This window comes from Streptomyces sp. NBC_01429 (assembly GCF_036231945.1).
In the GTDB taxonomy this organism is placed as follows: Bacteria; Actinomycetota; Actinomycetes; order Streptomycetales; family Streptomycetaceae; genus Streptomyces.
This window is the reverse complement of the sequence record NZ_CP109599.1, coordinates 5,707,832-5,719,774: the sequence shown is the minus strand read 5'-3', so window position 1 is coordinate 5,719,774 and position 11,943 is coordinate 5,707,832. Positions and strand designations below refer to the sequence as shown.

The following is an 11,943-nucleotide window of genomic DNA, read 5'->3' as shown; positions in this document are numbered from 1 at the left end:
CAAGGGGAGGCGCTGTTTGTAGACAGATCGGCGACAGGCCTTGACCGGAGGGCCCCGCATTCCTAGCTTGTGGCGTCAAAGAACCGAGAACTATCCGAAACTTTTTCGAAACAGATTCCTGTGCCCCGGCACGGCCGCTCCGCGGTTCATCGCGGTCGCCTCGCCCCCGTCGTCCCCGTCCCCGCCCCCGAAGGAGGCCCCTGATGTGGTTTCACCCCCCGTCCCCGGTCCGCACAAGACGCTTATTCGCCGTCCTCGCGCCTTTGCTCCTTGTGGCCACCTTCCTCGGTGCCCAGCCCGCCGGCGCGGCGACCGTAGACCCCAACGCCTCGTATGTGCTGGTCAACCGCAACAGCGGCAAGGCCCTGGACGTCTACAACATGGCGACCGACGAGGGCGCCCGCATCACCCAGTGGACCAGGAACGATCAGAACCAGCAGCAGTGGCAGTTCGTCGATGCCGGGGGCGGCTACTACCGCATCAAGTCCCGTCTCTCGGGCAAGGTGCTGGACGTCCACAACTGGTCCACAGCGAACGGCGGCTCGATCGTCCAGTGGACCGACCTGAACGCCACCAACCAGCAGTGGCGGCTGGCCGACAGCTCGGACGGCTACGTGAGGCTCATCTCGCGCCACAGCAACAAGGCCCTCGAAGTACAGGGCGCCTCAACCACCGACAGCGCGAACATCGTCCAGTACGACGACTGGGGCGGCACCAACCAGCAGTGGCAGCTCGTCAAGGCCGGCGGCGACAACTCCGGCCCGTGCGACCTTCCGTCGACATACCGCTGGACATCAACGGGCGTGCTGGCGCAGCCCAAACAGGGGTGGGTCTCGCTCAAGGACTTCACCGTCGTCCCCTACAACGGCAAGCAACTCGTCTACGCGACGACGCACGACACGGGGACGAGTTGGGGTTCGATGAACTTCGGCCTGTTCACCAACTGGTCGGAGATGGCCTCGGCAAGCCAGAACACGATGTCGACTCCCACCGTCGCGCCCACGCTCTTCTACTTCGCGCCGAAGAACATCTGGGTGCTCGCCTACCAGTGGGGCGGGACCGCCTTCTCCTACCGGACGTCGAGCGACCCCACCAACCCGAATGGCTGGTCGTCCCAGCAGGTGCTCTTCTCCGGAAGCATCTCCGGCTCCGGAACAGGACCGATCGACCAGACGCTCATCGGTGACGGGACGAACATGTACCTGTTCTTCGCCGGCGACAACGGCAAGATCTACCGGGCCAGTATGCCGATCGGGAACTTCCCGGGCAGCTTCGGCACGACCTCGACCGTGGTCATGAGCGACACGACGAACAACCTGTTCGAGGCCCCGCAGGTCTACAAGCTTCAGGGCCAGAACCGCTACCTCATGATCGTCGAGGCGATCGGCTCGCAGGGCCGCTACTTCCGCTCGTTCACGGCCACGAGCCTGAACGGCTCGTGGACGCCCCAGGCCACGACCGAGAACAACCCCTTCGCGGGCAAGGCCAACAGCGGCGCCAACTGGACCAACGACATCAGCCACGGCGAACTGATCCGCACCAGCCCCGATCAGACCATGACCGTCGACCCCTGCAACCTCCAGCTGCTCTACCAGGGCCGCAACCCCAACTCCGGCGGCGACTACCCACTCCTGCCCTACCGTCCGGGTCTCCTGACACTGCAACGCTGAGGACATGACACGGGTCCGGCTCCGGTGTGGAGCCGGACCGGCTACCCAAAGCAGTAAGCCACCGAAAGATCAGGAAGGGCCTCCGACGAAGGTCGGAGGCCCTTCCCTCAAGCAAAACCGCTAGTGGCGGCAGACGAGTCGGGCTGTACGCCGGGTTCTGTCGCCCGGCTGCCTCGCGGCGGCCGGGGAGACGGCCATCCATCTAGGGCCGGCGTTGCCACCGGCCTCGTGCGGTCTACCCGCGGACTCGGGCGGGCAGCCCTCGAACGTCCGCGCAGGGCCGTCTCGCGACGGCCCCTCTTGACCTTGCTCCGGGTGGGGTTTACCTAGCCGACCGAGTCACCTCGGACGCTGGTGGTCTCTTACACCACCGTTTCACCCTTACCGGGGACCGAAATCCCCGGCGGTCTGTTTTCTGTGGCACTGTCCCGCGGGTCACCCCGGGTGGGCGTTACCCACCACCCTGCCGTGTGGAGCCCGGACGTTCCTCGGCAAGATCGAAGATCTTGACGCGGCCGTCCGCCCGGCTCGTCTGCCGTGGTCGTCATGTTACCCGGCGCGGGCGGGCCCGGACGCCTCGGGCCGGTGGGGGCCCGCCGGTCGCCTAACCTGGCCGCGGGGCGGTTTTTCGTGGCCCCCGCGGCCGGTGCCGCCCCCCGCGGCCCCGGCGCCCCCATCGCGTCGTACGAGGAGAACCACCGTGCTCGTCCTGCTGCCGCCGTCCGAAGGCAAGGCTCCTTCCGGGCGGGGTGCGCCGTTGAAGCCCGAGTCGCTGTCGCTGCCGGGGCTGGCCGGGGCCAGGGCCGCCGTGCTGGACGAACTCGTCGAGCTGTGCGCGGCCGACGAGGAGAAGGCGCGGCAGGTGCTCGGGCTGAGCGAGGGACTGCGGGGCGAGATCGCCAAGAACGTGGAGCTGCGCACGGCGGGCACGCGGACGGCCGGGGAGATCTACACCGGCGTGCTGTACGACGCGCTGGACCTGGCGGGCCTCGACGCAGCGGCGCGCCGCCGGGCGGGGGCGTCGCTGCTGGTCTTCTCCGGGCTGTGGGGCGCGGTGCGGGTGGGCGACCGGATCCCGTCGTACCGCTGCTCGATGGGGGTCAAGCTGCCGGGGCTCGGGGCGCTCGGCGCCCACTGGCGCGCGTCGATGGAGTCGGTGCTGCCGGAGGCGGCGGGCGGGGGGACGGTGCTGGACCTGCGCTCGGCCGCGTACGCGGCGGCGTGGAAGCCGAAGGGCGAGCTGGCCGGGCGTACGGCGACGGTACGGGTGCTGCACGCGCGGATCGACCCGGCGACCGGGGCGGAGAAGCGGTCGGTGGTCAGCCACTTCAACAAGGCGACGAAGGGCCGGCTGGTACGGGAGCTGCTGACGGCAGGTGTCGCGCCGCGCCGCCCGGCGGAGCTGGTCGAGGCGGTACGGGAGCTGGGGTACACGGTCGAGGCGCGGGATCCGGGGCGGGCGGACCGGCCCTGGGCGCTGGACGTGGTGGTCTCGGAGCTGCACTGATCACCCACGCCGATCACCCGCGTTGCACTGTGCGCAACGGGCATTGCGCACCCTGCCTTCGCCCGGCAGGATGTGCGCCATGACCTCCGTGCTGGACCTCGCCCCCGTGATTCCCGTCGTCGTCCTCGATGACGCGGCCGACGCCGCTCCCCTCGCCCGCGCGCTGGTCGCCGGCGGGCTGCCCGCGATCGAGGTGACGCTGCGGACGCCGGCCGCGCTGGACGCGATCCGCGCCATCGCCGCCGAGGTGCCGGAGGCGGTGGTCGGCGCGGGGACGGTGCTCACGCCCGACGCGGTGACCGACGCGGTGACGGCGGGCGCGCGCTTCCTGGTCAGCCCCGGCTGGACGGACACGCTGCTGACGGCGATGCGCGACAGCGGCGTACCGTTCCTGCCCGGGGTGTCGACGACGTCGGAGGTCGTGGCGCTGCTGGAGCGCGGGGTGACGGAGCTGAAGTTCTTCCCGGCGGAGGCGGCGGGCGGCCCCGCCTATCTCAAGTCCCTGGCCGGCCCGCTGCCCGCGGCCCGGTTCTGCCCCACGGGCGGCATTTCGGCGGCGAAGGCCCCATCCTACCTGTCGCTCCCGAACGTGGGCTGCGTCGGCGGTACGTGGATGCTGCCGCCGGAGGCGCTGGCGGCGAAGGACTGGGCGCGGGTCGAGTCGCTGGCGCGCGAGGCGTCGGCGCTGCGCGAGTAGGCCCGTCCCCCACCATCTTCGAGGGGCTGTCCGGGATCCGGTGCCGGATCCCGGACAGCCGCCGCCGTCAGCGCAGTTGGGACGCCTCGTTCAGCGCAGCGCGGACGTCTCGTTCAGCAGCCGCAACGACGCGTTGCCGTCCGCGTAGTACGCCACGACCGACACCGAGGCCGCCGACAGCTCCATCCGGAACAGCGACTCGGGCGGCGCGCCCAGGGCCAGCCGTACCAGCTCCTTCACCGGGGTGACGTGCGTGACCAGCAGGACCGTCCGGCCCCGGTAGCGCTCCAGCAGCTGGTCGCGGGCCCGCGCCACCCGGCGGCCGACGGTCTCGAAGCTCTCACCGCCGCCGGTCGGCGCGACGGAGGGCGAGGCGAGCCAGGCGTTCACGTCGTCCGGGTAGCGCTCGCGCACCTCGGCGAAGGACATCCCCTCCCAGGCGCCGAAGTCCGTCTCGCGCAGCCCTTCCTCGATCACCACCTCCAGGCCGAGCCTCGCCGCCACGGCCCCGGCCGTCTCGCGGCAGCGCTTCAGCGGGGAGGAGACGATGTCCTGGATCGTGCCGCGCGCGGCCATCGCGGCGGCGACCGCCTCGGCCTGCCCGCGGCCGATCGCCGACAGTTCGGGGTCGGTGCCGCCGCTGCCGGAGAAGCGCTTCGACGGGGTGAGCGCCGTCTCGCCGTGCCGCAGCAGGACGAAGGTGGTGGGCGCGCCGAGGTCGGCGGAGGAACCCCAGCCGGCCGACTCGGTCTCGGTCCCGCCCACGGCGGGTGCGGGGGGCGTGGCGGGCGCTGCGTGCTCGGAGGGCTCGGACACGGAAGGCGCTCCGGCCGTCGGGGCCGACGTCGCCGGGACACCGGACGCGCCGGCGGCCCTCGCCGCGGAGGCGTCCAGGGCGGCCGTGGACGCCGACGGCTCCCACTGCCCGCCCCTCTTGCCCGCGTCCATCGCCTCGTTGGCCAGCCGGTCCGCGTGCTTGTTCCGCTCGCGGGGGATCCACTCGTACGTGACCTGCGCCGCCGGCAGGATCCGCGCCGCCTCGGCGGCGAGCGGCCTCATGTCCGGGTGCTTGATCTTCCAGCGCCCCGACATCTGCTCGACGACGAGCTTGGAGTCCATCCGCACCCGTACCCGCGCGCCCGGGTCCAGCGCCCTGGCGGCCTTGAGGCCCGCGATCAGGCCCTTGTACTCGGCGACGTTGTTCGTGGCGACCCCGATGTACTCGGCGGCCTCAGCGAGCGGTTCACCGGTCACCGGGTCCAGTACGACAGCGCCGTATCCGGCCGGTCCCGGGTTTCCCCGGGAGCCGCCGTCGGCCTCGACCACGAACGTGGGATCGGGCATCGGCGTCCGCTCACAGACCCGAGTCGGAGGTACGGACCAGGATGCGATGGCAGTTCTCGCAGCGCAGCACGGTGTCCCGGGCGGCCGACCTGACGTCGTTCAGCTCGGTGACGTTCAGCTCCAGCCGGCAGCCCTCGCAGCGGCGCTGGTAGAGGCGGGCCGCGCCCACCCCGCCCTCCTTGACGCGGAGCTTCTCGTACAGCTTGAGCAGATCGGCCGGTACGGAGGCGGCCACCAGCTCGCGCTCCTTGGTCACGGTGGCGGCCTCGTCGTCGAACCCCTTGACGGCGGTGTCACGGCGCGCCGCCGCGTCGTCGGCCTTGGCCTGGACGGCGGAGACACGTTCCGTCAGCTCGGTGACCCGCTCCTGCGCGGACTCGCGGCGCTCCATGACTTCGAGGACGACGTCCTCCAGGTCGCCCTGGCGCTTGGCGAGGGAGACGATCTCGCGCTGGAGGTTCTCCAGGTCCTTGGACGAGGTGACCGTGCCGGAGTCCAGCCGCTGCTGGTCGCGGACGGCGCGCTGGCGCACCTGGTCGACGTCCTGCTCCGCCTTGGTCTGCTCGCGGGCGGTGTCGCTCTCCTCGGTCTGCGAGGCGACGAGCAGGTCGCGCAGTTGGGCGAGGTCCTTGGTGAGGGACTCGATCTCGGCGTGCTCGGGCAGCGAGGTGCGCTTGTGGTCGAGCTGCGACAGTCGTACGTCGAGGGCCTGGACGTCGAGGAGTCGGATCTGGTCGGCGGGCGCGGCGTTCAGTTGGGGGCTCCTGAAGAGGAAGGTGAGGAAGGGACGGAGGATGCGTGGTGGGCCGACCAGGGGTCGGTGACCGTCCTGGAGACATGGACGCGCAGGTCCCACCCGTGGCGGTCGGAGATCTCGTCGAGCTGGGCGGCGGCCTGCTCGCACCAGGGCCACTCGGTGGCCCAGTGCGCGGCGTCGACCAGTCCGAGCGGGCTGTGCTGGGTCGCCTCGGAGACCGGGTGGTGGCGCAGGTCGGCGGTGAGGAACGCGTCCACGCCCGCCGCACGTACGTGTTCGAAGAGGCTGTCGCCGGAGCCGCCGCTGACCGCGACGGTACGGACGAGGGCGTCCGGGTCGCCCGCGATCCGTACGCCCTGCGCGGTGGCGGGGAGGCGGTGGGCGACGCGGGCGGCGAAGTCCCGGAGGGTGACGGGTGACGGCGGCTCGCAGATCCGGCCGAGGCCGCGCCGTCCCGCCGGATCCGTGGGGTCGGGTACGAGGGGCCCCAGCACCCGCAGGTCGAGCGCGCCGGCGAGGGCGTCGGAGACACCGGGGTCGGCGGAGTCGGCGTTGGTGTGCGCGACGTGCAGCGCGACGCCGTGCTGGATGAGGGTGTGCACGACGCGGCCCTTGAAGGTGGAGGCCGCGACCGTCGTCGTACCGCGCAGATAGAGCGGGTGGTGGGTGACGATCAGCTGGGCGCCGAGCTTCAGGGCCTCGTCGGCGATGTCCTGGACGGGGTCGACGGCGAACAGCACCCGGGTCACCGGGGCGTCGGGGTCGCCGCAGACCGTACCGACGGCATCCCACTGTTCGGCCCGCTCGGGCGGCCAGAGGGCGTCGAGCGCGTCGATGACCTCGGACAGCCGGGGCGCGGAGGGGGCGGACGGCGTGGCGGGGACGGCGGGGACAGGGGGCACGCCTCAAAGGCTACCTGCCGCCCGTGCCCGGCCCGCCATGGGCGGGAGGGCCCGCATCGCGGCGATCGGCGGGAGGCCGCCCCCGGGCGGGCCGGGGGCGGCACCGGCCCGGGGGCGGAGGGCCGCTGTGCACGGCCCGTGCGAAGGGGTCCGTGCGAAGGGGTCCGTGCGAAGGGGCCCGCGCAAAGGAGCCCGTGCGAAGGGCCCGCGCAAAGGGGCCCGTACGAAGAGTCCACGCAAAGGGAAAGGGCCCGCGCGACGAGAGAGGCCCTACTTGACGAGATCGCGCCGCAGATCGTCCAGCACCAGGTCCGCCGCCGTCACGCCGAGACCCAGGTACCAGGTCTCGTCCGGTACGTCCTTCGCGTGACCGGCCCTGACCGCCTTCAGGTTCTTCCACAGCGGGTTCGAACGCGCGCTGTCGCGCTGGGTCTTCGCCGGGTCGCCGTACACACCGGTGAAGATCCAGTCCGCGTCGGCGTCGTCGATCCGCTCCGGGCTGATCTCCACGGCGAGGTCGTCGACCCGCTGGTTCGCGGGCCTCGGCAGGCCGACGTCTTCGAGGATCGTGCCGATGAAGGACGCCTTGGCGTACAGCCGCAGCCGGTCCGGCATGTAACGCACCATCGACACGGTCGGCTTGTCGGGCCCGAGGTCGGCGCCGAGCGCGGCGGCCTTCTTGTCGTACGCGGCGAGGCGCGCCTTCGCCTCGGCGGTGCGGTCCAGCGCCTGGGCGTTGAGGAGGTAGTTCTCCTTCCAGGTGAAGCCGGGCCGGATGGAGAAGACCGTCGGGGCGATCGCCGAGAGCGCCTTGTACTTGTCGGCCGCGCGCAGCTGGCTGCCGAGGATGAGGTCGGGCTTGAGGGCCGCGACGGCTTCGAGGTTGAGGTTGTTGATGGTGCCGACGTTCGCGGGGCTGCCCGCGCCCTTCTTCAGGTAGCCGGGCAGGGACGCGTCACCCTCGGTCGGGGCGTATCCGACCGGCTCGACGCCCAGGGACACGACGTTGTCGAGCTCGCCCACGTCCAGCACGACGACCCGCTCCGGGCGCTTCTCCAGCACCGTCTTCCCCATGGCGTGCGTGATCGTGCGCGGGAACCGCCCCGGTCCGGCGTCCGTCCCGTACGCCGCCGTCTTCTTCGCCGCGTCGGCGAAGTCCTTGCCCCCGGTGGCGACGGCGGCCTTCTTGCCGCCGCTGTCGCCGGACGCGCCGGAGCCGTCGCCGGAGGAGTCCCCGGCGCCGCAGGCCGCGAGACTGAGCGCGGAGACGAACGCGACGACGGCGGCGGTGCCACGGCGTCGCACGGACACGGAGAGAGACATCTTGGTGCTCCTGGGGCCCTTGAGGAGAGGCCGATCGGGGTGATCACGGGTGATCAGGACGTACTTAGGTTGCCCTTACGTTAGGCGCCGTCCGCGCGGGCAGCACACCCGCCCCCGCGTTATCAGCCGAATCCTGTGGCGGCCACCCTTATGTGTGAAGTGGGGTGTCTCGTGTTGTTCGGCAGGGAGTACGAAAACTAGCTTCGTCGCCGGAGGTGACGGACCGATGACGGCCTGTGCTATCGAGACGGCTACGGCGGACGGCGAAGGAGCGGATACCGGCGGAGCGGTACGGCGCGACGACGGGTTACGGCGTACGGAGTTCACGATCACCGCGGACGGTTCCTACGCGGCCCGGCTCACGCTCGGCGGCGACGGCACGGGGAACGGCGACGCCTGGTATCCCGAGCGGTGGACCCTCGGCGGGCCCGAGCCCTACGCCGTACCGCTCCCTCTCGACCAGCCGGAGGAGCCCGGCACCGATCTGCTGCCGCTGGCCGACGGACGGGTGCTCATCGGCCGCCGGGTAGCGGACCGTCAGGACTTCTCCCTGCTCTATCCGACCGGCCCGGGAACGGGTCAGCTGCCCATGGGTGCGATCGAGTGCGCGCCCCGCGCCCTGACGATGCTGCCGCCCTCGCCGGACGGCCGGTGCGCGTACGCCCTGGTCGGCGGCGAGCGGTCCACCGCGCTCTGGCTGGTGGCGGGCGGCGCCTTCGGCCCCGAGCTGGTCGCCGAGGTGCCGGGCCACTGCTCGGGCGGCGTGTGGCTGGACCGTACGGGACGGATGCTGGCGCTGGACCGCGAACAGGACGGCGTGGTCAAGGCGGTCGCCGTGGATCTGGAGCGCGGCGGCGAGGTGACGCCGCTGCTCCAGATCACCGACGAGAGCAACGACCGGCTGCTGCTGGCCGACGCCGACAGCGGACTGCTGCTGATCCGCTCGGACGCGCCGGGCCACGACCGGCTGGGCTGGGGCGTCCTGGGCAGCCTGCGGCCGGTACGGTTCCCCGAGTGTCTGCGACCGCCGGACTACTGCGCGGTGACGCCCTTCGCCGTGCAGCCGGGGCAGGTGCTGATGCCGGAGGGCTGCGGGGTGGCGCTGCGGATCGACGGACCGGCGGGCAGTTGGCTGGGGACGTGGCGGCCGGCCGACCGCCGGATGACGCAGCGGCCCGCGCCGCAGGGATGGCTGGCGGGGGCGGGGCTGTGGACCCGGGAGGGGGTGCTGCGGCTGCCGTACGCGACGGGGGCGGTGCCGTGCGGAGTGGCGCGGCTGCTTCCCGGACCGGATCGAGGACAGGGACAGGGGCAAGGACAGGGGCAGGAGCGAGTGCGGGAGCCGGGGCAGCCGGGGCAGCCGGGGCAGGGTCAGGGTCAGGGGCAGGAGCGGGGGCCCCTCGGCCACCTCCCCGCCGACGGCCCCTGCCCGGGCGTGATCACAGAATCCGCACAACCGGAATGCGCGATCGGGGAACCGCCCGCCGATCCCCGTACTCCTGTGATGTGCAGGCCGGTGCCGTTGCAGCAGGCGCCTCTCACCGGCCGCGAGATACTAGAATTCGGCCCGGGGGCCGCGCCTCGGCACACACCGGCAGGAGTCGCACCGGTGACGGTGGCCGCGGACGGGTGACCGTGACGCCGCGAGGGCGGTAACGGAGAGACGGCCCCCGCGCAACGTACAAGAAGCGATACGACGGGGTGACTTCCCACATGTCCGAAACCCGAACCAACACGGACCAGACGCACCCACGGGGAGCGGCGGCGGACCGGGGCGATCTCGACAGCCACGGAAAGCACCGCGGGGGCGCGGCGCCGACGGAGGAATCCACGGCGCCCGCGTTCGGCCGGCACCGCCGACCGGGAGACGGCGGCGGCAACGCGGCCTGACGGCCCGACAGCGAGGCGAAGGCCGCCGCGGCGATCCCGCGGCGGCCTTCGCACGTCCGAGCCCCTGCCCCGCCCACCGCGCGCGCCGCGCCCGCGTAGAGGCGGTACGGGCGGCCCGCCGGCAGGGCCGCCCGGGTGGGGCCGAGGGCACGACGGACAGGGGCGTGCCGGGTGTGGCGGGTGTGGCGAGAACACTGGACTTGTCAGCCGGGTCAGCCGGGTCAGCCGGGTCGACCAGGACGGGCCGGAGCCCGTGGTCGACAAGTACGACGGCACGAGAAGCAGGCGGTCGATGGGACAGTCCACCTCCATGGCCGGTGGCCGCCAGGCGATGACCGGACGGAAGGTCTCCGGCAAGGCCCGCGTCTCGCCGGTCACAAGGGCGTGGGAGCGCCGTGCGACATCGACGGCGGCCTCGGTGGGGCGCCACGCGGGTGCGATGAACGCGTCGTGGCACGTGAGCAGATCGTCACCCAGCCGCTTCAGAGCGGTCGTGTCATCTCGGGCCAACTCACCGGCCGTGGCTGGCCTCGCCTTCGCACTCGCCGTCAACAGGCCGATTTCCGCGCGCAATCGGCTGTGCGGGTCGCTCAGCACCCGATACACGCTGGCGTGTATGCCGCCAGGGCAGGGATAGACGCACGGAGCGAGGAGCCCGAAATCGTCACCCTTCCAACCTGCGGTTTCACCGGAGAACCAGGACAAAAGCCCTGCTTCCACCCCTCTGAGCCCGACTGAATCCCCGTCGATCCGGCCCCGCACTGGCACGCCAGCACGGGACAACCAGCGGTCGGTCCCGACGCACAAAAACGTGTACCTAAGCAAGCATCACCACCTTCTCCAGCAATTTTTCGGCGATGTCCCAGTCTCGCCCACCACCACGCCGCAGCCTGGACCGATCCCCTTTCTCCTGGGATCGTGGATACGCTCAAGCTCACGCGAAGATCTGCGGCAGGGCCATCATTGGCACGCGAAAGCCAAGCGGGGGAAGCCCGGCGGCAGGCAGACCGGCGCAGACTAGAGAGCAGAATCAGAGGAGGCGGGGATGCAAGCGGCAAGCCGGCAGGAGCCCGACCAAATTCCCCGGAAGCGAAGAATGCCAGCTATGCCTGAATCTAGAGAAGTAAGTAAAAACAGGCGCCTGCCCAAATAAACCCGCAGGTCGACGCCTGTGGTCCCCGCGCCCGCGGGGTTGGTCCCCCACGACCTCTTCGTCCCGAATTAGGGAGGCGGTGGTCCCCGCGCCCGCGGGGTTGGTCCCGCCGTGGTGGCGAGGGACTGGTACCGGCGGTGGTGGTCCCCGCGCCCGCGGGGTTGGTCCCGTTCGCGTCGCCGTGGGGCAGCGCCAGGTCGTGTGGTCCCCGCGCCCGCGGGGTTGGTCCCGGCTTAAGCGAAACCGAGTTTCCTAAAATTGAGTGGTCCCCGCGCCCGCGGGGTTGGTCCCCCCTGCTGCACTGGCGACGACGGGATGTGCGAGTGGTCCCCGCGCCCGCGGGGTTGGTCCCCGCCTCCCCCGGTCAGGCCGGATGCGCTGGGCGTGGTCCCCGCGCCCGCGGGGTTGGTCCCATCGCCGCCGGGGAGTGCTTCCTGGTCCATGAGTGGTCCCCGCGCCCGCGGGGTTGGTCCCGCCCTCCTCGCGGACTCATGGCTTGAGCCCGCGTGGTCCCCGCGCCCGCGGGGTTGGTCCCGAGAGCTTCGGGTAGTCGGTCTGGACGGCTTCGGTGGTCCCCGCGCCCGCGGGGTTGGTCCCCTGTTCTTCTCAACCACGAGGTCGACCTCGCCGTGGTCCCCGCGCCCGCGGGGTTGGTCCCAAGAGGCCGATGGCACTCCGAAACTCGGCAAGGTGGTCCCCG

The 11,943-nt window shown here is 71.7% G+C and carries 9 protein-coding genes, 1 other RNA gene and 1 CRISPR repeat array (1 of these 11 running past the window's edge); of the genes, 5 read left to right on the top strand and 5 right to left on the bottom strand.

What is annotated here, in order from left to right; all coding sequences use genetic code 11:
* The first annotated feature begins 203 nt into the window (after positions 1 to 203).
* Positions 204 to 1,670, top strand: a complete 1,467-nt coding sequence (locus OG627_RS25115) for a non-reducing end alpha-L-arabinofuranosidase family hydrolase (RefSeq protein ID WP_329068714.1) — start codon at positions 204 to 206, stop codon at positions 1,668 to 1,670.
* A gap of 130 nt (positions 1,671 to 1,800) precedes the next feature.
* Here OG627_RS25115 and rnpB read toward each other — a convergent pair.
* An RNA gene (gene rnpB, locus OG627_RS25110) (RNase P RNA component class A) lies at positions 1,801 to 2,201 on the bottom strand.
* Positions 2,202 to 2,370: 169 nt separating this feature from the next.
* On the opposite strand from rnpB, the gene yaaA reads away from it, so the two are divergent.
* Together yaaA and eda are read left to right on the top strand one after the other, a co-directional pair.
* Positions 2,371 to 3,177 (top strand): peroxide stress protein YaaA, encoded by an 807-nt coding sequence (gene yaaA / locus OG627_RS25105; RefSeq protein WP_329068712.1) that lies wholly within the window; start codon positions 2,371 to 2,373, stop codon positions 3,175 to 3,177.
* 79 nt (positions 3,178 to 3,256) lie between these two features.
* Positions 3,257 to 3,874, top strand: coding sequence for a bifunctional 4-hydroxy-2-oxoglutarate aldolase/2-dehydro-3-deoxy-phosphogluconate aldolase (gene eda / locus OG627_RS25100; RefSeq protein ID WP_329068710.1), 618 nt, complete (start codon positions 3,257 to 3,259; stop codon positions 3,872 to 3,874).
* Positions 3,875 to 3,964: 90 nt separating this feature from the next.
* On the opposite strand, the gene OG627_RS25095 is transcribed toward eda, so the two are convergent.
* The 4 genes from OG627_RS25095 to OG627_RS25080 all read right to left on the bottom strand — a co-directional run bounded on the left by OG627_RS25095 (position 3,965) and on the right by OG627_RS25080 (position 8,188).
* Positions 3,965 to 5,218 (bottom strand): bifunctional RNase H/acid phosphatase, encoded by a 1,254-nt coding sequence (locus OG627_RS25095; protein WP_329068708.1) that lies wholly within the window; start codon positions 5,216 to 5,218, stop codon positions 3,965 to 3,967.
* Between the two features lie 10 nt (positions 5,219 to 5,228).
* On the bottom strand, positions 5,229 to 5,972 hold the full coding sequence (locus OG627_RS25090) for a zinc ribbon domain-containing protein (protein WP_329072965.1): 744 nt from the start codon (positions 5,970 to 5,972) through the stop codon (positions 5,229 to 5,231).
* Positions 5,969 to 6,877, bottom strand: coding sequence for a Nif3-like dinuclear metal center hexameric protein (locus OG627_RS25085; protein WP_329068706.1), 909 nt, complete (start codon positions 6,875 to 6,877; stop codon positions 5,969 to 5,971). Before OG627_RS25085 ends, OG627_RS25090 begins: the two co-directional genes overlap by 4 nt.
* Before the next feature lie 270 nt (positions 6,878 to 7,147).
* Positions 7,148 to 8,188 (bottom strand): ABC transporter substrate-binding protein, encoded by a 1,041-nt coding sequence (locus OG627_RS25080; RefSeq protein WP_329072963.1) that lies wholly within the window; start codon positions 8,186 to 8,188, stop codon positions 7,148 to 7,150.
* Between the two features lie 238 nt (positions 8,189 to 8,426).
* Between OG627_RS25080 and OG627_RS25075 the strand changes: the two genes are divergently transcribed.
* Both OG627_RS25075 and OG627_RS25070 read left to right on the top strand, forming a co-directional pair.
* Positions 8,427 to 9,833, top strand: coding sequence for a hypothetical protein (locus tag OG627_RS25075; protein WP_329068704.1), 1,407 nt, complete (start codon positions 8,427 to 8,429; stop codon positions 9,831 to 9,833).
* Positions 9,834 to 9,913: 80 nt separating this feature from the next.
* On the top strand, positions 9,914 to 10,090 hold the full coding sequence (locus tag OG627_RS25070) for a hypothetical protein (protein WP_329068702.1): 177 nt from the start codon (positions 9,914 to 9,916) through the stop codon (positions 10,088 to 10,090).
* A gap of 1,171 nt (positions 10,091 to 11,261) precedes the next feature.
* Positions 11,262 to 11,943: a CRISPR direct-repeat array (repeat unit 29 nt); it runs 629 nt beyond the window's last position.